The sequence below is a fragment of the Streptomyces filamentosus genome (genome assembly GCF_014654895.1).
GTDB lineage: Bacteria > Actinomycetota > Actinomycetes > Streptomycetales > Streptomycetaceae > Streptomyces > Streptomyces filamentosus.
The window spans coordinates 130983-150000 of sequence record NZ_BNBE01000003.1; the positions used below are offsets into that span (position 1 = coordinate 130983).

Genomic DNA, 19018 nt, shown 5'->3' on the forward strand with positions numbered 1-19018 from the left:
CCGTCATGACACTGCCTCTTGAGGGGCTGAGCGCGATCGTCACCGGCGCCGGACGCGGACTCGGCCGCGCCGAGGCGCTCGAACTGGCCCGGCTCGGCGCGTCCGTCGTCGTCAACGACTACGGGCAGCCCGGCCGGGACGGCTCCGGGGAGGCGTCGGCCGCCCCCGCCGAGGAGGTGGCCGCCGAGATCACCGCCGCCGGCGGCCGGGCCGTCGCCCACCTCGGCGACGTCTCCGACTTCGAGACCGCGCGGGCCCTGGTCGACCTGGCCGTCGCCGAGTTCGGCAAGCTCGACGTCCTGGTCAACAACGCGGGCATCCTCCGCGACCGGATGATCTTCTCCATGAGCGAGGACGAGTGGGACTCGGTCGTCCGCGTCCACCTCAAGGGCCACTTCAACACCACCCACTTCGCGGCCGTGCACTGGCGCGGCCGGGCCAAGGCGGGGGAGACCGGCGTCTACGGCCGGATCGTCAACACCTCCTCCGAGGCATTCCTCGCCGGATCCGCGGGACAGCCCAACTACGCGGCGGCCAAGGGCGGCATCGTCGGCCTGACCACCTCCACGGCGCTCGCGCTCGCCAAGTACGGCGTGACCGCCAACGCCATCTGCCCGCGCGCCCGGACCCGCATGACGGAGGACGTCTTCGCCGGCTTCGCCGAACCCTCCGGCGAGGACGAGCTCGACCCGCTGTCGCCCGAGCACGTCGCCCCGCTCGTCGGCTACCTCGCCTCCCCGGCCGCCGCCCGGGTCAACGGACAGCTGCTCGTCGTCCACGGCGGTATGGTCGCGGTCGTCGAACGGCCCCGGGTGGCCGCCAAGTTCGACACCGCCAAGGAAGCCTTCGGCTACGAGGAACTGGACGGACTGCTCTCGCCGTACTTCGCGGAGCGCCCGCCCAACGAGACCTTCGCGGCGGCCGAGGTGCTGGGCCTGAAGAAGGGCTGAACCGCACACCGGGGGGTGGAGGGGACGGCGAAGGGCCCCGGGGGAGCGGATCCCCCGGGGCCCTTCACCGCGCTTCGAGGGGGAGGGGACTAGCCCTCCTCCCCCTCCCGGCGGTGCCGGCCGTGCGCGGCGGAGGAGGGCTCCTCCGCCGACGCGGCCGGGCCGCGGTGCCGTCCGGCGCCCGCGCCCTGCGATTCCTGCGCGGTCTGCGTGCTGTCGTCCGCCATGGTGGTGCTCACCCCGTTGACTTGCCCTACACGTGCTGTGGTGCGGCGGAGATTCTAACCAGCGGGTCTACGGTCCGTCAGGGGCGCCTGCTGGAGCGGCACCGGCCGGCAGACGCGCGGCCGCTCCCCCTCCGGCGCCTCCGCGGGCGCCGCCTCCCGCTCCACCTCCACCAGGGGCTCCGGCTCCTCCGGCACCGTCAGCCCGGCCAGCGCGCACGGCAGCTCCGGCGTCGAGCACGGCAGCCGCAGCACGCCCTCCGCCGACCACGCCCCCGCCCCCGCCAGCCACCCGGGCGGCGCCGCCACCTGGTGCATCCGCCGCCCCGAGGGCCGCCACAGCCCCACCCAGCTGCCGCCCGCCGCGTCGATCCGCAGCGCCACCCCGCAGCTCTCCGGCATCAGCACCTGCCCCGGCTGCACCGCGAAGGGCGTCACCGCCGCGTCGTCCAGCCGCAGGCACTCCGGGAAGCGCACCGGGAGCAGGCTCCCCAGCACCCCCCAGCCCAGCCGCTCGTGCCCCGGCGAGGGCGCGTCCGAACGGATCAGGAGCAGCCCGCTGTCCGGATCCGCCAGCAGCAGCCGGTCATCGCTCGTCTCGGTGATCTGGAGCAGCGGGGACACCTCGCCGCCCCGCTCCAGGTCCACCGCGACCGTCTTCACCGGCCCGTCGCCCAGCCGCCGGTCCAGCGCCAGCATCCGCCCCGTACGGTCCAGCCAGACCCCGCCCGCGCAGTGCCCGGGGACCTCCGCGACCCGCTCCGGGCCGAAGGCGCCGCCCGCCACCAGCCACACCACCGTGACCTCGGGGCCCGCGTGCATCGCGTACGCGCAGCTCCTGTCGGGGGAGGGCGGCAGCAGGACGACGGGCCCCGGGCCCGGGGCCTCCACCGCCCCGAGCTGCAGCTCGCCCGTCCCGGGACCGGTCGGGTACAGCAGCGAGAAGGTGTGCCGCCGTCCGTCCACCGCGCGGCACACCAGGACCCGCCCGTCGGCCAGCGGCACCAGCCGGGCGTCCGGCTCCTCCGGCTGGTCCAGGGGGAGCGGCACGGCGTACGGCTCCGGGCCGTCGAGCGTCCAGCGCTCCGCGTACAGGGCGTCCCCGGAACCCGCGAGCCGGGCGGCGTACGCGCCGTTCGCCGTGATCGCGAAGCCCCCCGGGGGACGGACGGGCATCCCCTCGTGGTCGCCGTCCTCGGCCGCGGTCTCGATGGCACACGCTGTCATCGACTCGTCACCTCCGGCCACGAAGCTAGTTTTCGCACTTCCTGCCGAACAACACGACCCCGCGCACTTCACACATAAGGGTGGCGGTGCACCGGTTCGACGGAGCGGAGGGGGCCGGTTGTGCTCCCGGGGCCAGGGGTACGTAAGGTAAGGCGAACCTAAGCGGATCCTGTGGCTCCGCCGCGGAACCCCCGTACCCCCGTCCCACCTCGACGTCCGCCATCGAAGAGGAGCCTCCCGATGTCCCTCCGCCGCCGCGGCACCGCCGCCGCCGTCGCCCTCGCCGCCGCGCTCTCCCTCGCGGCCTGCGGAGGCGGCGAATCGAACGACGCCTCCGCGAAGGAGGACGCGGCGAAGAAGAAGGACGTCGCCACCGGCGGCAAGGACTTCGGCGACGCCGCCGCCAAGACCGCCGCCCTGGGCACCGACGCCGAGGCCGGGCAGTTCCCCCGCACCCTCACCCACGCCATGGGCAAGAGCGAGATCAAGGCCGCCCCCAAGCGGGTCGTCGTCCTCGACGTCGGCGAGCTCGACAACGTCGTCTCCCTCGGCGTCCAGCCCGTCGGCTACGCCCCCTCCGAGGGCGACGACGGCATCCCCGGCTACCTCGCCGAGGACGCCGGCAGCCCCAAGTCGGTCGGCACCATCAACAACCTCAACCTGGAGGCCATCGCCAACCTCCAGCCCGACCTCATCCTCGGCAGCCAGCTCCGCGCCGCCGACAAGTACGACGAGCTGTCGAAGATCGCGCCCACCGTCTTCTCCATCCGCCCGGGCTTCACCTGGAAGGAGAACTACCTCCTCAACGCCGCCGCCCTCGACAAGACCGCCGAGGCGAAGGCGAAGCTCGCCGCGTACGAGACCAAGGCGAAGAAGCTGGGCGAGGACGTCGGCCCGAACAAGCCGACCGTCTCGATGGTCCGCTACCTCCCGGGCAAGATCCGCCTCTACGCGAAGGCGTCGTTCATCGGCACCATCCTGGAGGACGCGGGCCTGCCCCGCCCGAAGAACCAGCAGATCGACGAGCTCGCGGCCGAGATCAGCCCCGAGAAGATCGACCAGGCCGACGGCGACTGGATCTTCACCGGCGTCTACGGCGACGCCGAGGCCACCAAGAAGGACGCCGCCCAGGGCAACCCGCTCTGGAAGAACCTCAAGGCCGTCAAGGCCGGCCAGGCCAAGGACGTCCCGGACGAGACCTGGTACCTGGGCCTCGGCGTGACCGCCGCGAACAGCGTCCTCGACGACCTGCGCGCCGACCTGGTGAAGTAGGCCGCGGGGCGCCCGGCCGGGGCGTCGCCCACGGGCCAGGACGGCGGGGCACGGAGGACAGGTAGCCTTTCCTCCGTGCCCCGTCTGTCTGAAGTCATCGCCGAGCTCGACGCCCTCTGGCCGCCCGAGCAGGCCGAGTCGTGGGACGCCGTCGGCACCGTCTGCGGCGACCCCGACGCCGAGGTCACCCGCGTCCTCTTCGCCGTCGACCCCGTCCAGGAGATCGCCGACGAGGCCGTCGCCCTCGGCGCCGACCTGATCGTCACCCACCACCCGCTCTACCTGCGCGGGACGACGACGGTCGCGGCCGGCCACTTCAAGGGCCGCGTCGTGCACACCCTGATCAAGCACGACGTCGCCCTGCACGTCGCCCACACCAACGCCGACACCGCCGACCCCGGCGTCTCCGACGCCCTCGCCGGCGCCCTCGGCCTGCGCGTCACCGGCCCGCTCGTGCCCGAGAACGGCCTCGGCCGGATCTGCGAGCTCGACCACCCCGAGACCCTCGCCGACTTCGCCGCCCGCGCCGCGAAGCGGCTGCCCGCGACCGCGCAGGGCATCCGGGTCGCCGGCGACCCCGGCATGCTCCTGCGCCGCGTCGCCGTCAGCGGCGGCTCCGGCGACAGCCTCTTCGGCGCCGTGCGCGCGGCCGGCGTGGACGCCTTCCTCACCGCCGACCTGCGCCACCACCCCGTCTCCGAGGCCACCCAGGCCGCGTCCTCCTCGGGCCCGCTCGGCCTCGTCGACGCCGCCCACTGGGCCACCGAGTGGCCCTGGTGCGAACAGGCCGCCGCACAGCTCGACACGATCTCCGACCGCCACGGCTGGGACCTCCGCGTCCACGTCTCGAAGACGGTCACCGACCCCTGGTCCTCCCACCACACCTCCCCTGGAGCCCCCAACTGAACGCCGCGCCCGCCGACCAGATCCGCCTCCTCGACGTCCAGGCCCTGGACGTCCGCCTCCAGCAGCTCGCCCACAAGCGCAAGGCGCTGCCCGAGCACGCGGAGATCGAGGCGCTGACCAAGGACCTCACCCAGCTGCGCGACCTGCTCGTCGCCGCGCAGACCGAGGAGAGCGACTGCGCCCGCGAGCAGACCAAGGCCGAGCAGGACGTCGACCAGGTCCGCCAGCGCGCCGCCCGCGACCAGCAGCGCCTCGACTCCGGCGCCGTCTCCTCCCCGAAGGACCTGGAGAACCTCCAGCGCGAGATCACCTCCCTCGCCAAGCGCCAGGGCGACCTGGAAGAGGTCGTCCTGGAGGTGATGGAGCGCCGCGAGTCCGCCCAGGAGCGCGTCGGCGAGCTCACCGGCCGCGTCGACGCCGTCCAGGGCAAGGTCGACGACGCCACCGGCCGCCGCGACGCCGCCCAGGCCGCCCTCGACGAGGAGGCCGCCGGCGTCGCCAAGGAGCGCGAGGTCGTCGCCGGCACCGTCCCGGCCGACCTCCTCAAGCTGTACGACAAGCTCCGCGAGCAGCAGGGCGGCATCGGCGCGGCCCGCCTCTACCAGCGCAAGTGCGAGGGCTGCCACATCGAGCTCAACATCACCGAGCTCAACGAGGTCCGCGCCGCCGCGAAGGACACGGTCGTGCGCTGCGAGAACTGCCGCCGGATCCTCGTCCGCACGGCGGAGTCCGGCCTGTAATGCGCGAGCTCGTGGTCGAGGCGGACGGCGGCTCCCGGGGCAACCCGGGGCCCGCCGGCTACGGCGCCGTCGTCCTCGACCCGGCCACGGGCGAGACCCTCGCGGAGGCCGCCGGGTACATCGGCGTCGCGACCAACAACGTCGCCGAGTACAAGGGCCTCATCGCGGGCCTCCGCGCCGCCCTGGACCTGGCACCCGACGCCGCGGTCCGGGTCAGGATGGACTCCAAGCTCGTCGTCGAGCAGATGTCCGGCCGCTGGAAGATCAAGCACCCGGACATGAAGCCCCTCGCGGCGGAGGCCGCCCGCGCCTTCCCCGCCGACCGGGTCTCCTACGAGTGGATCCCCCGCGAGCGCAACAAACACGCCGACCGCCTGGCCAACGAAGCCATGGACGCGGGCAAGCGCGGCGAACAGTGGTCCCCCCGCGACACCTCCGCGGCCCGCGACGCGGCGACCCTCCCACCCGAGGGTCCTCCGGGCGACGCCAAAGCGGGCGCGGCCCGAGCCCGAGCCGCTCTGACGACCGCGGCCACGCCCCCTCCGACCACCGGCGCCGCGCCCGAGGGCCCCGCCGTCCCGGCTGTGGGCAATCGTTCCGCAGGGCGGAACGGGTGGGCACAGCCCCCGGTGCCGGGCACCGGCGTCCAGGACCCGCCTGCTGCCGAGCCCGCACCGGCGCCCGCCCTCGCAGGTCCCGCGCCCGCAGGCCCCGCCCCCGACATGGCCGCCCCCGCGACCTTCGTCCTGCTCCGCCACGGCGAGACCGCGCTCACTCCCGAGAAGCGCTTCTCGGGCAGCGGGGGCTCGGACCCGGAGCTCTCCGAGGCGGGCCGCCGCCAGGCCGCCGCCGTCGCCGACGCGCTCGCCGCGAGAGGCACGGTCCAGCACGTCGTCAGCTCCCCCCTCGCCCGCTGCCGCCAGACCGCCGAGGCCGTCGCCGGCCGGCTCGGCCTGGACGTCGTGGTCGAACCGGGACTCCGCGAGACCGACTTCGGCGCCTGGGAGGGCCTCACCTTCGCGGAGGTCCGCGCGCGGTACCCGGAGGACATGGACGCCTGGCTCGCCTCCCCGAAGGCCGCCCCCACCGGCGGCGGCGAGAGCTTCGCGACCGTGGCCCGCCGGGTCGCCTCCGCCCGCGACCGGCTGGCCGCCGCGCACGCGGGCCGCACGGTCCTCCTCGTCAGCCACGTCACGCCCATCAAGACCCTGGTCCGGCTGGCCCTCGGCGCCCCGCCGGAGTCGCTGTTCAAGATGGAACTGTCGGCCGCCTCGCTCTCCGCCGTCGCCTACTACGCCGACGGCAACGCCTCCGTGCGCCTCCTCAACGACACCTCGCACCTCAGGCGCTGAGCACCCGGCTCCGCACCCGGGCAAATCGGTGGCGGCCGCGCCCCCACCCGTACCACCATCTCCGCATGAGCTGGCACTTCACCTCCGAGCCGGAGACCTTCCGCGCCGTCGCGGGCGCGTTCCTGGAGGCCGACCCGGTCCGCAACGCCCTGGTGCTGACCCTGGCGGACGGGGCCCGCCAGCTCGGCTGGTGGACCGGCCGGGACGGCGCCGTGACCGGCGTCCTCGCCGAATCCCCGCCCGGCGCCGTGTCCCTGGGCGCCCTGCCCGTCGAGGCGGCCCGGGCGCTGGCCCCGGCCCTGCCGGACGGCGCCGGCCTGCGGGAGCTGCGCGGCGAGACGGCGGCGGTGGAGGCGTACACGACGGCACACGAAAAGACGCACGGGAAGACGCACGGGAAGCCGCGGACGCCCGGCGAAACCCCCGCGCCCGCCCCCGGCCTCCTCACCCGCACCCGCCTCTTCCGCCTGGGTGAGCTCGTCCCGCCGGACCCGGCCCCGCCCGGCCGCGCCCGCCCCGCCACCGAGGCGGACCTCCCGCTCCTGCGCGACTGGACCACCGACTTCGTCCGCGACATCGGCGAGGAACCCGCCGCGGACCACACCGGCCCCCTCACCGAGCGGATCACCGAGGGCCGCCTCCACCTCTGGGAGGCGCCCGACGGCCGCCCGGTGTCGATGGCCGCCCGCTCCCGCACGACCGGGGGCCAGACCCGCGTCCACCTCGTCTACACCCCGCCCGCCGACCGCGGCCGCGGCCACGCCGCCGGCGTCACCGCCTCGATCACCCGTGCCGCCCTCGCCTCCGGGGCCCCGCAGGTCGTCCTCTTCACCGACCTCGCCAACCCCACCAGCAACGCCCTCTACCGGCGCCTCGGCTACCGTCCGGTGACCGATCACCTCGGCGTCCGCTTCACCGGCCCGGCACCCCGGCCGTAGGCGCCCGCAGCCCCGCCGCCCCACGGGCCAGCGCCTCCACCCGTCCCCAGTCGCGGGCGGCGAGGGCGTCCGGCGGCAGCATCCAGGTGCCGCCGACGCAGGCGACGTTCGGCAGGGCGAGGTAGGCGGGGGCGGAGGCGGCCGTGACGCCGCCGGTCGGGCAGAAACGGGCCTGCGGCAGCGGACCCGCCAGGGACTTCAGGTACGGCACGCCGCCCGCCGCCTCCGCGGGGAAGAACTTCAGCTCCGTGACGCCCTCCTCCAGGAGGGCCAGCACCTCGGAGGCGGTCGAGACGCCCGGCAGGAACGGCACGCCCGAGTCCCGCAGCGCCCCGAGCAGCCGCCCCGAGCACCCCGGACTCACCAGGAACCGCGCCCCGGCCCGTACCGCGTCCGCCGCACCGGCCGCCGAGACCACCGTCCCCGCCCCGACCACCGCCTCCGGCACCTCGGCCGCGACCGCCCGCACCGCGTCGAGCGCGGCGGGGGTGCGCAGGGTGATCTCGATCAGCGGCAGCCCGCCGGCCACCAGGGCGCGGGCCAGCGGCACCGCGTCGGCGGCGTCCTCGACCACCACCACGGGGACGACGGGGACGTGCGGGGCGAGCGCGAGGAGACCGGGGGTGAGGGACATGCCCTCATCCTGACCGGCGCCACCAACTACCGCAACGACCGTTGCGCATGCTGCAACAGCAGCTCAGTGGATCTCGTTTGCAGCAGCTCAGCGGATCCCGTCCACCAGCAGTTCAGTGGATCTCGTCCACCAGCACGTCCAGCGCCCCCGCCTTCGCCCCGGTCTCCACCACGTACCCGAGCCCCCGCAGCGCCTCCACCAGCTCCGCGGGCGTCCCGGGGACCGCGCCCGACTCCAGCAGGCTCCGCACGATCCGCCCCTTGGTCGCCTTGTTGAAGTGGCTGACCACCTTCCGGGTCGGCGCGTGCAGCACCCGTACCGTCGCGGTCCGCGCCGCCACCTCGCCCTTCGGCCGCCACGCCGTCGCGTACGCCGACGAGCGCAGGTCCAGCACCAGCCCGTCCCCGGCCGCCTCCGGCAGCACCGACGCCATCGCGCCCCGCCAGTGCGCCCCCAGCGCGCCGAGCCCCGGCAGCTTCACCCCCATCGAGCAGCGGTACGACGGGATCCGGTCCGTCACCCGCACCGCGCCCCACAGCCCGGAGAAGACCAGCAGCGAGGCCCCGGCCCGCTCCCGGGCGGCCGCGTCCAGCGTGGCCAGGCCCAGCGCGTCGTACAGCACCCCGGTGTAGACCTCCCCGGCCGGCCGGGCGCCGGCCGTGCGCAGCCCGACGTTCTTCGCGACCTCGCCGCGCAGTCCCTCGCTCAGCCCCAGCACCTCGCGCGCCTTCTCCTCGTCGGCGGCGCACAGCTCGACCAGCTCGTCCAGGACGGCCGCCCGCGCCTCCGCGAGCCCCGGCAGCGACAGCGACTCCGGCTTGAGCGGCGCCCCGGACCCGGAGGACGCCTTGCCTTCGGAGGGCGGCAGCAGCACGAGCACGGTGGTTCTCCTTCATACGTACGCGAACGGGGATGCGGCCCCGACCAGCCAGCGTACGAGGTCCGGAGCCCCCCTCCACGACATCGCCCCCGCCCCCCACCCGCCCCACGACGTGCCGCCCCCCGTCCCCCGCCCTACGCTCGGTTCCATGCCCCGCCGCCACATCCACGTGACCGGCGCAGCCGAGGCTCCGCTGCGGGCCGCCCTGCGCGCACTCCGTACCGGGCTCGCGGTCCCCGAGGGCTTCCCGCCCGACGTGCTCGCCGAGGCCGAGGCCGCCGCGAAGAACCCGCGGCTCCCCGCGGACGACGCCACCGACCTGCCGTTCCTCACCATCGACCCGCCCACCTCCACCGACCTCGACCAGGCCGTGCACCTGGCCCGGCGGGCCGACGGCGGCTACCGCGTCCACTACGCCATCGCCGACGTCGCCGCCTTCGTCGCGCCCGGCGGGGCGATCGACGCCGAGGCCCACCGGCGGGTCCTCACCCTCTACTTCCCCGACGGCAAGGTGCCCCTCCACCCGCCGGTCCTCTCCGAGGGCGCCGCCAGCCTGCTGCCCGGCGAGCCCCGCCCGGCCCTGCTCTGGCGCGTCGACCTCGACGCCGAGGGCCGCCGCGTCGCCACCGACCTGCGCCGCGCCCTGGTCCGCAGCCGCGCCAAGCTCGACTACGCCACCGTCCAGCGGCAGATCGACTCCGGCACCGCCGAGGAACCCCTCGCCCTGCTCCGCGACATCGGCCGGCTCCGCGAGGAGCGCGAGGTCGAGCGCGGCGGGATCTCCCTCGGCGTCCCCGAACAGGAGATCGTCGAGGTCCCCGGCGGCCACGGCTACACCCTCGCCTACCGGGCGCCGCTGCCCGCCGAGGGCTGGAACGCGCAGATCTCCCTCCTCACCGGCATGGCCGCCGCCGACCTCATGACCGCCGCCGGCACCGGCATCCTGCGGACCCTGCCGGTCGCCCCCGACGGCGCCGTCGCCCGGCTCCGCCGCTCCGCCCAGGCCCTCGGCGTCGACTGGCCGCACCACGTGCCGTACGCGGAGGTGGTCAGGAACGCCGACCCCACCGACCCGCGCCAGGCCGCCTTCCTCCAGGAGTGCACCACCCTGCTGCGCGGCGCCGGCTACACCGTCTTCACCGACGGGAAACTGCCCGACCCGGCGGTGCACGCGGCCGTCGCCGACGAGTACACCCACTGCACGGCCCCGCTGCGCCGCCTCGTCGACCGGTACGCCTCCGAGCTGTGCGTGGCGGCGGTCGCCGGGCACGAGCCGCCCGAGTGGGTGCGGGCCGCACTGCCGCACCTCCCCGACGAGATGGCCGCCGGCGCGCGCCGCGCGGGCACCGTCGAGCGGGAGTCCGTCGACGTCGTGGAGGCGGCGCTGCTCAGCGGCCGGGTCGGCGAACTCTTCGACGCGTACGTGATCGACGTCAAGGAGCGCGAACCCTCCGTCGGCACCGTCCACCTCGACGACCCGGCGGTCGTCGCCCGCGTCCAGGGCGGCACGGCGCCGCTGCCGCTGGGGCAGTGGATGCGGGTCAGGCTGTCGGAAGCGGATCCGGGCCGGGCGAAGGTGCTGTTCGCTCCCGCGTGACGGCGACGGCGTCGCGCACCGCCTCGTACAGCGCCTTCGGGTCGTCGGCGTGCAGCCGCACGGTCGTCACGGGCCGCCCCCGGCCGAGCAGCCCGACCACCTCCACCGGTGCGGACAGCTCAAGGGTGACGGAGGTCCGCGACCCGACGTCCAGGTTGAGCTCGCCCTCCCGCTTCTCATGGGTGAAACGGTTCTCCTGCCGGACGGCCGCGATCCGCTCCAACGGCACGTCCACGTCCACGTGGGCCGCCCGCCGGACCCGCAGCCGCCCGCCGCCGAGCACGTGCGGCCGGGTCACGGACGCCGCGTGCAGCCCGAGGACGAAGAGGACCGTGTACGCGTCGAGGACGAACACGACCGCGTGCACCACCGGCCACTCGGCCAGCAGCCACGACATCCCGACCGTCTCGACCAGGCAGACGAACGCGAAGCCGTACATCAGGGCGGCCTGGTCCCGGGCGTGCGGGAACACCCCCTCCGCGCCCTCCGTCCCGTGCCGCCGCCGCGCCACCCACCGCCCCAGCCCCGCCAGCAGCGCCAGCTCGTGCCCGACCAGCCGCAGCACCCTCTCCGGTACGAGCTCCGCCAGCGCCTCCCGCCGCGACAGTCCCCGCCGCCGCAGCCGCAGCCACACGACCCCCTCGGCGGCGAGCAGCGCCGCCACCACCGCCTCCCCGCCGACCAGCACCCCCTCCGGCACCCGCACCCCGCCGAGCAGCAGCCCGAACAGCACCAGCTCGGCGGGCAGCGCGGCGTACGCGACCGCCCTCGGCACCCGCGTCACGACCCCCCGCTCACGCCCGCCCACGACCCTCATCCCGCTCACCCCTCCCACGATCCCCACTCCCGCCCCGACCCCCGCCCCGACCCCCGTCATGGCGCTCCGCCACCAGCCCGATCGCCCTCCGCACGGCCGCCGCCTGGGCCGGCGCGAGCTCCGCGAAGAACACGTCCGCGAGCCCGCCCGACCCCTCCGCCGGCAGCGCGAAGCCGCCGATCCCGTCCGGCAGCACGCCGGCCAGCGCCCGCGCCGCCTCCTCCACCCGGGGATCCCCGGTCCCGGCGTCGACGAGCGCGTCGAGCAGCCCGTAGACGTGCCCGGCACCGCCCGCGACCTCGTGCATCAGCCCCATCAGCCGGGCGCGCTCCGCCTCCGGCACCACCGTGTCGAGCAGGGAGAGGATCTCCCGGTCCTTCACGGCCATCGGCGAGTCCGGCAGCTCGCCCACCCCGGCGAGCAGCGCCGCCAGCTCCGGCGACACGGGCCCCTCGGCGGTGAGCCGCCCGGCCCGCGCCGCGTCGAGCAGCCCCGCGAGCCGCGCCCGCCGTTCCCGGACCACCGCCTCCTGCCGGGCGAGATCGGCGTCCAGCTCCTCCAGTACCTCCACGAGCTCCCGCCCCGCATCGCCGGCGAGCACGTCCCGCACCTCGTCGAGGCCGAGCCCCAGCTCGGTCAGCCGCCGCACCCGGGCGAGCAGCACCGCGTCCCGGATCCCGTACTCCCGGTAGCCGTTGGCCCGCCGCGCGGGTTCGGGCAGCAGCCCCAGATGGTGGTAGTGCCGCACCGCCCGGGGCGTGACCCCGACGAGCGCGGCGATCTCGCCGATGCGCATGCCCCCCAGTAGAAACCCTGACGTCGCGACAAGGTCAAGCGCTGTCCGCCCGCCCCCGCCGCGGCGGGTAGCATGGTCGGCACGGCAGACGAGCCGGGCGGGCGGCCGCGTGGAGATCCCCGGATCTCCCCGAGGAACGTCCGGGCTCCACAGAGCAGGGTGGTGGCTAACGGCCACCCGGGGTGACCCGCGGGACAGTGCCACAGAGAACAGACCGCCGGGAGCTTCGGCCCTCGGTAAGGGTGAAACGGTGGTGTAAGAGACCACCAGCGCCTGAGGTGACTCAGGCGGCTAGGTAAACCCCACCCGGAGCAAGGTCAAGAGGGGACACCCCGGTGTCCCTGCGCGAATGATCGAGGGCTGCTCGCCCGAGTTCGCGGGTAGACCGCACGAGGCCGGCGGCAACGCCGGCCCTAGATGGATGGCCGTCACCCCGACGACCGCGAGGTCCCGGGGTACAGAACCCGGCGTACAGCCCGACTCGTCTGCCCCTCAGGGCCCCTCAGGGGCCCCACCTCGCCCCCCCCGCGATCCTCAGATCAGCACCTCCACCGTCCAGTGCGGCTCCCGGTCGTCCGTGCGGATCACCACCGGCTTCGGCGCGGGGGAGGGCTCCTCGAAGAGGTCCCGGCCGAGCGCGAGGCCGTTCTGGGTGATGACGTACGTGCCGGTCCGCAGGTCCGCCGGGGAGCCCACGGCCGTCAGGCCCTCCGGGGTGACCCGCTGGAGGCGCCACACCGAGGCCGGGGAGCCGTCGGGGCGGACCAGCGCCCGGGCGCGGTCCGTGCCGGGCGCCGTGACGGTGTCCTCGGTGCCCTTGACGGTGAGGCGGAAACCGCCGTCCGCCTCGCCGACCGCCCACTCGACGGCGCGGTGCCCCTCGCCCGGGAAGCCGGCCAGCCCCCCGTCGTGGACCCCCACCGGGGCCCCCTTCGCGTACAGCCTGACGATCCGGTCCTGCTCCGACATCGCTCCTCCAGCGGGGAAGGCGGGTTTGGTCCCCCCGATAGTGCCCGGGGCGCCCGCCGGGCCGCCGGAGGCCGCCACGGCGCCTCGCCCGACTGGCCCATCCCCGGCACCGGAGCGGGGAGCGGAGCCGCGCGGCGGGTACGCCTGGACCATGACCATCCCCGTGGAACAGCTCTCCGACCCCGCCGTGCGCGCCTTCGTCACCGCGCTGAACGCCCACGACCGGGACGCCTTCGCGGCCGCCCTCGCCCCCGGCGCGACCATGTCCGACGACGGGTCCGAGCGCGACCTGGCGCAGTGGACCGAACGGGAGGCGTTCTCCTCGAACGGCCGGATGGAGGTCGAGAGCGAGACGGACGGCGGCCGCGCGCTCGTCGCCGCCTACACCAACGACACCTGGGGCTCCATGCGGACCGCCTGGCGCTTCACCGTCGAGCACGGCAAGGTCACCCGCTTCGAGACCGGCCAGGCCCCCGCCGACTGACCCCGGCCGTTCCCGCCGGGGGACACCTCGGCCGTTCCTGCCAGGGGACACCTCGGCCGTTCCCGCCGGGGTCCCCCGGCCGTCCCGACGTCGGCACCCGCCCCGCCATTCCGGAGGGACGTCCGCGCCGGGCCGCCCCGCCGCCCCCGGGGGACACCCCCGCCGGGAGACGTCCCCGGCGGCCGTCCCGCCTCAGCCCCGCCCGATGTACGGCATCGCCGTCGCCATCACCGTCGCGAACTGCACGTTCGCCTCCAGCGGCAGCCCCGCCATGTGGACGACCGTCGCCGCCACGTCCGCCGCGTCCATCACCGGCTCGACCGCCAGCCCGCCGCCGGCCTGGAGGATCCCGGTCCGCATGCGGGCCGTCATGTCGGTGGCGGCGTTGCCGATGTCGATCTGCCCGCACGCGATCCGGTACGGGCGCCCGTCCAGCGACAGGGACTTCGTGAGGCCCGTCATCGCGTGCTTCGTCGCCGTGTACGCGATCGAGTGCGGGCGCGGCACGTGCGCCGAGACGGAACCGTTGTTGACGATCCGGCCGCCCTGCGGGGACTGCTCCTTCATGGCCCGGAAGGCCGCCTGGGCACAGAGGAACGCGCCCGTCAGATTGACGTCGACCACCGACCGCCAGGTCTCGTAGGACAGCTCCTCCACCGGAGTGCCGCCGCCCGCGAACGTACCGGCGTTGTTGAAGAGCAGGTCGACCCGGCCGAAACGGTCCCGCACCGCGTCGAAGAGGGCGGTCACCTCCCCGGGTGACGTCACGTCCGTCGGCACGCACAGCGTCCGCTCCGGCGCCAGGCCCTCCGCCGTCTCCTCCAGGGGCGCGAGCCGCCGGCCCGCCAGCGCCACCGACCAGCCCGCTTCCGCGAGGGCCCGTGCCACGCTCCGGCCGATGCCCGAACCCGCTCCCGTCACCACAGCGATGCCCGCCATGCCGAACCAGCCTTCCAGCCTCGTGTCGCTCCCGGCCGCGCAGCGTACGCCAGACGCGTGCCCCATGAACTCATCCGTCCGACACGTGGATGACCTGTCCCCGACAATGCGATGTCGCCCCCGCCCCCTCGAATACCGACGGACACCAACCGTCAGGGGAGGGGCACATGACACCCGCACCGCGCCACACCGCAGCCCACAGCGAGGAACTCCGCGCCGCCGCGCGCCACTTCGGCCGCCGCCGGTTCCTCACCACGGCCGGCGCCGCCGCCGCGCTCGCCTTCGCCACCCAGCTGCCCGCCGCCGGCACGGCCGCCGCCGCCGAACTGGACGGCCGCCGCATCACCGAGGACCCGTTCACCCTGGGCATCGCCTCCGGCGACCCGCTGCCCGGCTCCGTCCTGTTGTGGACCCGGCTCGCCCCCCGCCCCTTCGAGCCCGGCGGCGGCCTGCCCGCCGAGCGCGTCTCCGTCCACTGGGAGCTCGCCCGCGACGAGCGCTTCACCCGGACCGTGCGGCGCGGCCGCGCCACCGCCCACCCCGAGTTCAGCCACACCGTGCACGTCGAGGTCGAACACCTGGAGCCGGGCCGCGAGTTCTTCTACCGCTTCCGCGCCGGCGACTGGACCAGCCCCACCGGCCGCACCCGCACCGCCCCCGCACCCTGGGCCCGCCCCGCGGAACTCCGGCTCGGCGCCGTCTCCTGCCAGGCGTACCACGACGGGTACTTCACGGCCTACCGGCACCTCGCCGACGAGGACCTCGACGTCGTGTTCCACCTCGGCGACTACCTCTACGAGTACGCCGTCAACGCCACCGGCGGCGCCCGCGCCTACACCGACCGCACCCTCCCGGCCGTCTTCAACCGCGAGACGATCACCCTGGAGGACTACCGCCTCCGCTACGGCCTCTACAAGTCCGACCCCGACCTGCGGGCCGCACACGCCGCGCACCCCTTCGTCGTCACCTGGGACGACCACGAGACCGAGAACAACTACGCGGGCGGCATCCCCGAGAACGGCGTCCCGCCCGAGGAGTTCCTGCTCCGCCGCGCCGCCGCCTACCGCGCCTACTGGGAGCACCAGCCGCTGCGCCGCCCCCAGCTCCCCGAGGGCCCCGACATGAAGCTGTACCGGCGGCTGAGCTTCGGCCGGCTCGCCCAGTTCGACATCCTCGACACCCGCCAGTACCGCTCCGACCAGGCGTACGGCGACGGCTGGCAGGTCCCCGGCCCGCTCTCCGAGGACCCGGCCCGCACCCTGACCGGCGCCGCCCAGGAGCGCTGGCTCCTCGACGGCTGGCGCTCCTCCGGCGCCCGCTGGAACGTCCTGCCGCAGCAGGTCGTGTTCGCCGAGCGCCGCGACCGCTCCACCGCCGACTTCAAGCTCTCCATGGACTCCTGGGACGGCTACCCCGCCTCCCGCGCGCGGATCCTCGCGGGCGCCGAGACCGCCGGGGTGGAGAACCTGATGGTGCTCACCGGCGACGTGCACGTCGGCTACGGCTTCGACCTCAAGGCCGACTTCCGCGACCCGGCCTCCCGCACCGTCGGCACCGAGATCGTCGCCACCTCGATCGCCAGCGGCAAGGACGGCTCCGACCGCCCGTCGAACTACGACAAGCTGACGCAGGCCAACCCGCACCTGCGGTTCTTCAACGGCCGGCGCGGCTACGTCACCGTCGCCCTCGGCGAGGAGAGCGCCCGCGCCGACTTCCGCACGGTCCCGTACGTGACGACGCCGGGCGCCCCGGTCACCACCGCCGCCTCCTTCGTGACGGAGGCCGGCAACCCCGGCCTCACACCCGCGTGAGCGGCCCCTACCCGGCGGCGGCCCCCTGAAGGCCCGCCTCCTGCGGATAGCGGACGCCGACGCGGTCCCGCACCGCGTCGAGCGTCCGCATCACCGCGAGCGTCCCGTCCAGCGGCACCAGCGGCGACTCCGTCTCCCCGGCCCGCAGGCACCGCATCACCTCGGCGGCCTCGTGCCGCATCGAGTGCGGGTCGTCGCCGTTCACGAACTCCTCCGGCTCCGCCCCCTCCCGGTACAGCGTGAACCGCTCCGGGAAGAAGAAGCCGCGCGGCACCTCGATCCGCCCCGCGGTCCCCGTCACGGCGGCGGTCAGCGGCGTGTCCGCCTCCAGCGAGCACGACAGCAGCGCCGACGCCCCCGACTCCCAGCCGAGCAGCATGCCCGTGTTCAGGTCCACGCCCTCCGGCGAGATCCGCGCGTGCGCCTGCACCGAGTCCGGCTCGCCGAGCAGCAGCTGCGCGAAGGCGACCGGGTACACGCCCAGGTCGAGCAGCGCCCCGCCGCCGACCGAGGGGTCCCGCAGCCGGTGGCCGGCCTCGAAGGGACCGGCGAGCCCGAAGTCCGCCTGCACGGTCCGCACCTCCCCGACCGCCCCGTCCCGCACCAGTTCGGCGAGCTTCCGGACCAGCGGGTTGCAGTACATCCACATGGCCTCCATGAGGAAGAGGCCCCGCTCCCGGGCGATCCCGACCAGCTCCCCGGCCTCCCGGGCGTTCAGCGTGAAGGCCTTCTCGCAGAGGACCGCCTTCCCCGCCGCCAGCGCCCGTCCGGCCGCCTCCCGGTGGGCGTGGTGCGGGGTCGCCACGTACACCACGTCCACGTCCGGGTCGGCGAGGAGCCCGTCCCAGTCCCCGTACGCCCGGGGTATCCCGAGCCGGTCCGCGAAGGCCCGCGCCGACGCCTCCGTACGGGACGCCACCGCGACCGCCTCGGCGCCCGCCAGCCCCGCCAGGTCCGTGACGAACCGCTCCGCTATCCCGCCCGTCGCGAGGATCCCCCACCGCACCGTGTCGCTCATGCCACCCACCCCAGAGGTATCGATCAGTCTGATCGAGCTGAGAGCATAGGCAAGATTTCAACGAAATGGAGCGGTCGATGCCGGAAAGCGGCCAGAAGGCAACACGAGATCACATAACCGAACCCGCCCCGGCCGTTCCCGCCGCGCGGCGGGCCGGACTCCTGGTCACCCTGGTCCTGGGCGGACTCACCGCCCTCCCCCCGCTCTCCATGGACATGTACCTCCCGGCCCTGCCGGAGGTCACCCGCTCGCTCGCCGCCCCCGCCGCCACCATCCAGCTGACCCTGACCGCCTGCCTCGCCGGCATGGCCCTCGGCCAGCTCGTCGTCGGCCCGATGAGCGACAAGTGGGGCCGCCGCCGCCCCCTCCTCGCCGGCATGGTCGTCTACGTCCTCGCCACCGCCGTCTGCGCCCTCGCCCCGAGCATCGAGCTCCTCATCGCCTTCCGGCTCCTCCAGGGACTCGCGGGCGCCGCCGCCATCGTCATCGCCCGGGCCGTCGTCCGCGACCTCTACGACGGCGTCGAGATGGCCCGCTTCTTCTCCACCCTCATGCTGATCTCCGGCGTCGCCCCCGTCGTCGCCCCCCTCATCGGCGGCCAGATCCTCCGCTTCACCGACTGGCGGGGCGTCTTCCACGTCCTCGCCGTCATCGGCGTCCTCCTCACCCTCGTCGCCCACCGCTTCCTCCACGAGACCCTGCCCCCGGAGCGACGCCAGGAGGGTGGCGTCGGCCAGGCCCTGCGCACCATGCGCGGCCTGCTCGCCGACCGCGTCTTCACCGGCTACATGCTGGCCGGCGGCCTCGCCTTCGCCGCCCTCTTCGCCTACATCTCCGCCTCACCCTTCGTCGTCCAGGAGATCTACGGCGCCTCCCCGCAGACCTTCAGCCTCCTCTTCGGCCTCAACTCGGTCGGCCTCGTCGCCGTCGGCCAGATCAACGGCAAGCTGCTCGTCGGCCGCGTCAGCCTCGACAAGGCCCTCGGCCTCGGCCTCTCCGTCATCCTGCTCGCCGCGACGGCCCTGCTCCTCATGACCACCGGCGTCTTCGGCGAGGTCGGCCTGGTCCCGATCGCCGCCGGACTCTTCGTCCTCATGTCCGCGATGGGCCTGGCCATGCCGAACACCAACGCCCAGGCCCTCATGCGCACCCCGCACGCCGCCGGCTCCGCCTCCGCCCTCCTCGGCACCTCCTCCTTCCTCATCGGTGCCGTCGCCTCCCCGCTCGTCGGCATCGCGGGGGAGCACACCGCCGTCCCCATGGCCGTCGTCCAGCTCGCCTGCGCCGTCGCCGCCCTCGCCGCCTTCCTCCTCCTGTGCCGCCCGTGGCGCGCCGCCCCGGAGAAGACCGCCGCCTGATGTGACGATCCGGGGATGTGCCACTACTGCGGTTGCCGGGACATCCCCCTGATCAAGGAGTTCATCGCCGAGCACGAGGCCGTCACCGACCTCGGCGGCGACGCGG

General features: G+C 75.0%; 20 protein-coding genes and 1 other RNA gene (1 of these 21 running past the window's edge). 12 read left to right on the forward strand and 9 right to left on the reverse strand.

The annotated features are described in order from the left end of the window. Positions 1 to 5 precede the first annotated feature (5 nt). Positions 6 to 950: a 3-oxoacyl-ACP reductase gene (locus IE326_RS28065; RefSeq protein WP_190043671.1), complete on the forward strand. Its 945-nt coding sequence runs from the start codon at positions 6 to 8 to the stop codon at positions 948 to 950. An 89-nt stretch (positions 951 to 1039) separates the two neighbouring features. Here the strand turns inward: IE326_RS28065 and IE326_RS28070 are convergent, their stop codons facing one another. Both IE326_RS28070 and IE326_RS28075 read right to left on the reverse strand, forming a co-directional pair. Then, entirely contained in the window at positions 1040 to 1189 is a 150-nt protein-coding gene (locus IE326_RS28070; protein WP_190044290.1) for a hypothetical protein, read from the reverse strand. A 42-nt stretch (positions 1190 to 1231) separates the two neighbouring features. Then, positions 1232 to 2401, reverse strand: a complete 1170-nt coding sequence (locus tag IE326_RS28075; protein ID WP_190043672.1) for a hypothetical protein — start codon at positions 2399 to 2401, stop codon at positions 1232 to 1234. Between the two features lie 240 nt (positions 2402 to 2641). On the opposite strand from IE326_RS28075, the gene IE326_RS28080 reads away from it, so the two are divergent. The 5 genes from IE326_RS28080 to IE326_RS28100 all read left to right on the forward strand — a co-directional run bounded on the left by IE326_RS28080 (position 2642) and on the right by IE326_RS28100 (position 7609). Then, the gene (locus IE326_RS28080; RefSeq protein ID WP_150227902.1) at positions 2642 to 3673 is read left to right on the forward strand and encodes an ABC transporter substrate-binding protein; all 1032 of its coding nucleotides are present in this window, start codon (positions 2642 to 2644) and stop codon (positions 3671 to 3673) included. A 75-nt stretch (positions 3674 to 3748) separates the two neighbouring features. Beyond that, positions 3749 to 4579, forward strand: coding sequence for a Nif3-like dinuclear metal center hexameric protein (locus tag IE326_RS28085; RefSeq protein ID WP_190043673.1), 831 nt, complete (start codon positions 3749 to 3751; stop codon positions 4577 to 4579). Further along, positions 4576 to 5319 (forward strand): zinc ribbon domain-containing protein, encoded by a 744-nt coding sequence (locus IE326_RS28090; RefSeq protein WP_190044235.1) that lies wholly within the window; start codon positions 4576 to 4578, stop codon positions 5317 to 5319. Before IE326_RS28085 ends, IE326_RS28090 begins: the two co-directional genes overlap by 4 nt. Further along, entirely contained in the window at positions 5319 to 6671 is a 1353-nt protein-coding gene (locus tag IE326_RS28095) for a bifunctional RNase H/acid phosphatase (RefSeq protein ID WP_190043674.1), read from the forward strand. Before IE326_RS28090 ends, IE326_RS28095 begins: the two co-directional genes overlap by 1 nt. Positions 6672 to 6736: 65 nt before the next feature. Continuing rightward, positions 6737 to 7609 carry a GNAT family N-acetyltransferase gene (locus IE326_RS28100; protein WP_190043675.1) on the forward strand — a complete coding sequence of 291 codons (873 nt, stop codon included), beginning with the start codon at positions 6737 to 6739 and terminating at the stop codon, positions 7607 to 7609. Here the strand turns inward: IE326_RS28100 and eda are convergent. Both eda and yaaA read right to left on the reverse strand, forming a co-directional pair. Further along, the gene (gene eda / locus IE326_RS28105; protein ID WP_150227898.1) at positions 7584 to 8243 is read right to left on the reverse strand and encodes a bifunctional 4-hydroxy-2-oxoglutarate aldolase/2-dehydro-3-deoxy-phosphogluconate aldolase; all 660 of its coding nucleotides are present in this window, start codon (positions 8241 to 8243) and stop codon (positions 7584 to 7586) included. The genes IE326_RS28100 and eda overlap by 26 nt on opposite strands. Positions 8244 to 8355: 112 nt before the next feature. After that, positions 8356 to 9123, reverse strand: a complete 768-nt coding sequence (gene yaaA, locus IE326_RS28110; RefSeq protein WP_150227897.1) for a peroxide stress protein YaaA — start codon at positions 9121 to 9123, stop codon at positions 8356 to 8358. A 148-nt stretch (positions 9124 to 9271) separates the two neighbouring features. On the opposite strand from yaaA, the gene IE326_RS28115 reads away from it, so the two are divergent. Continuing rightward, complete coding sequence (locus IE326_RS28115; protein WP_190043676.1) at positions 9272 to 10720, forward strand: RNB domain-containing ribonuclease; 1449 nt, start codon at positions 9272 to 9274, stop codon at positions 10718 to 10720. Here IE326_RS28115 and IE326_RS28120 read toward each other — a convergent pair. After that, the gene (locus IE326_RS28120) at positions 10665 to 11537 is read right to left on the reverse strand and encodes a hypothetical protein (RefSeq protein WP_190044236.1); all 873 of its coding nucleotides are present in this window, start codon (positions 11535 to 11537) and stop codon (positions 10665 to 10667) included. The two genes, IE326_RS28115 and IE326_RS28120, sit on opposite strands and share 56 nt — an antisense overlap. Next, positions 11515 to 12333 carry a MerR family transcriptional regulator gene (locus tag IE326_RS28125; protein ID WP_190043677.1) on the reverse strand — a complete coding sequence of 273 codons (819 nt, stop codon included), beginning with the start codon at positions 12331 to 12333 and terminating at the stop codon, positions 11515 to 11517. Before IE326_RS28125 ends, IE326_RS28120 begins: the two co-directional genes overlap by 23 nt. 89 nt (positions 12334 to 12422) lie before the next feature. Between IE326_RS28125 and rnpB the strand changes: the two genes are divergently transcribed. Then, positions 12423 to 12821: RNase P RNA component class A (gene rnpB, locus IE326_RS28130), an RNA gene on the forward strand. 46 nt (positions 12822 to 12867) lie between these two features. Here the strand turns inward: rnpB and IE326_RS28135 are convergent. After that, entirely contained in the window at positions 12868 to 13302 is a 435-nt protein-coding gene (locus IE326_RS28135; protein ID WP_150227894.1) for a ricin-type beta-trefoil lectin domain protein, read from the reverse strand. A gap of 151 nt (positions 13303 to 13453) precedes the next feature. Between IE326_RS28135 and IE326_RS28140 the strand changes: the two genes are divergently transcribed. Next, positions 13454 to 13786 carry a nuclear transport factor 2 family protein gene (locus IE326_RS28140; RefSeq protein WP_190043678.1) on the forward strand — a complete coding sequence of 111 codons (333 nt, stop codon included), beginning with the start codon at positions 13454 to 13456 and terminating at the stop codon, positions 13784 to 13786. 192 nt (positions 13787 to 13978) lie between these two features. Here the strand turns inward: IE326_RS28140 and IE326_RS28145 are convergent, their stop codons facing one another. Then, positions 13979 to 14725: an SDR family oxidoreductase gene (locus IE326_RS28145; protein ID WP_150227892.1), complete on the reverse strand. Its 747-nt coding sequence runs from the start codon at positions 14723 to 14725 to the stop codon at positions 13979 to 13981. A gap of 167 nt (positions 14726 to 14892) precedes the next feature. Between IE326_RS28145 and IE326_RS28150 the strand changes: the two genes are divergently transcribed. Further along, positions 14893 to 16536, forward strand: a complete 1644-nt coding sequence (locus tag IE326_RS28150) for an alkaline phosphatase D family protein (protein WP_190043679.1) — start codon at positions 14893 to 14895, stop codon at positions 16534 to 16536. Positions 16537 to 16543: 7 nt separating this feature from the next. Here the strand turns inward: IE326_RS28150 and IE326_RS28155 are convergent, their stop codons facing one another. Continuing rightward, on the reverse strand, positions 16544 to 17554 hold the full coding sequence (locus IE326_RS28155; protein WP_190043680.1) for a Gfo/Idh/MocA family protein: 1011 nt from the start codon (positions 17552 to 17554) through the stop codon (positions 16544 to 16546). Positions 17555 to 17631: 77 nt separating this feature from the next. Here IE326_RS28155 and IE326_RS28160 point away from each other — a divergent pair, with 77 nt between their 5' ends. Together IE326_RS28160 and IE326_RS28165 are read left to right on the forward strand one after the other, a co-directional pair. Beyond that, positions 17632 to 18912: a Bcr/CflA family multidrug efflux MFS transporter gene (locus tag IE326_RS28160; RefSeq protein WP_190043681.1), complete on the forward strand. Its 1281-nt coding sequence runs from the start codon at positions 17632 to 17634 to the stop codon at positions 18910 to 18912. A 15-nt stretch (positions 18913 to 18927) separates the two neighbouring features. Continuing rightward, positions 18928 to 19018: the beginning of a hemerythrin domain-containing protein gene (locus IE326_RS28165; protein ID WP_190043682.1), read on the forward strand. 398 nt of this gene lie beyond the right edge of the window; only the first 91 of its 489 coding nucleotides appear in the window; the start codon lies at positions 18928 to 18930; its stop codon lies off the right edge, out of view.

Coding starts and splice junctions, on each gene's coding strand:
- IE326_RS28065 (WP_190043671.1), top strand. CDS start 6: ATGACACTGCCTCTTGAGGGGCTGAGCGCGATCGTCACCGGCGCCGGA.
- IE326_RS28075 (WP_190043672.1), bottom strand. CDS start 2,401: ATGACAGCGTGTGCCATCGAGACCGCGGCCGAGGACGGCGACCACGAG.
- IE326_RS28080 (WP_150227902.1), top strand. CDS start 2,642: ATGTCCCTCCGCCGCCGCGGCACCGCCGCCGCCGTCGCCCTCGCCGCC.
- IE326_RS28095 (WP_190043674.1), top strand. CDS start 5,319: ATGCGCGAGCTCGTGGTCGAGGCGGACGGCGGCTCCCGGGGCAACCCG.
- IE326_RS28100 (WP_190043675.1), top strand. CDS start 6,737: ATGAGCTGGCACTTCACCTCCGAGCCGGAGACCTTCCGCGCCGTCGCG.
- eda (WP_150227898.1), bottom strand. CDS start 8,243: ATGTCCCTCACCCCCGGTCTCCTCGCGCTCGCCCCGCACGTCCCCGTC.
- IE326_RS28115 (WP_190043676.1), top strand. CDS start 9,272: ATGCCCCGCCGCCACATCCACGTGACCGGCGCAGCCGAGGCTCCGCTG.
- IE326_RS28120 (WP_190044236.1), bottom strand. CDS start 11,537: ATGAGGGTCGTGGGCGGGCGTGAGCGGGGGGTCGTGACGCGGGTGCCG.
- IE326_RS28125 (WP_190043677.1), bottom strand. CDS start 12,333: ATGCGCATCGGCGAGATCGCCGCGCTCGTCGGGGTCACGCCCCGGGCG.
- IE326_RS28135 (WP_150227894.1), bottom strand. CDS start 13,302: ATGTCGGAGCAGGACCGGATCGTCAGGCTGTACGCGAAGGGGGCCCCG.
- IE326_RS28140 (WP_190043678.1), top strand. CDS start 13,454: ATGACCATCCCCGTGGAACAGCTCTCCGACCCCGCCGTGCGCGCCTTC.
- IE326_RS28145 (WP_150227892.1), bottom strand. CDS start 14,725: ATGGCGGGCATCGCTGTGGTGACGGGAGCGGGTTCGGGCATCGGCCGG.
- IE326_RS28150 (WP_190043679.1), top strand. CDS start 14,893: ATGACACCCGCACCGCGCCACACCGCAGCCCACAGCGAGGAACTCCGC.
- IE326_RS28155 (WP_190043680.1), bottom strand. CDS start 17,554: ATGAGCGACACGGTGCGGTGGGGGATCCTCGCGACGGGCGGGATAGCG.
- IE326_RS28160 (WP_190043681.1), top strand. CDS start 17,632: ATGCCGGAAAGCGGCCAGAAGGCAACACGAGATCACATAACCGAACCC.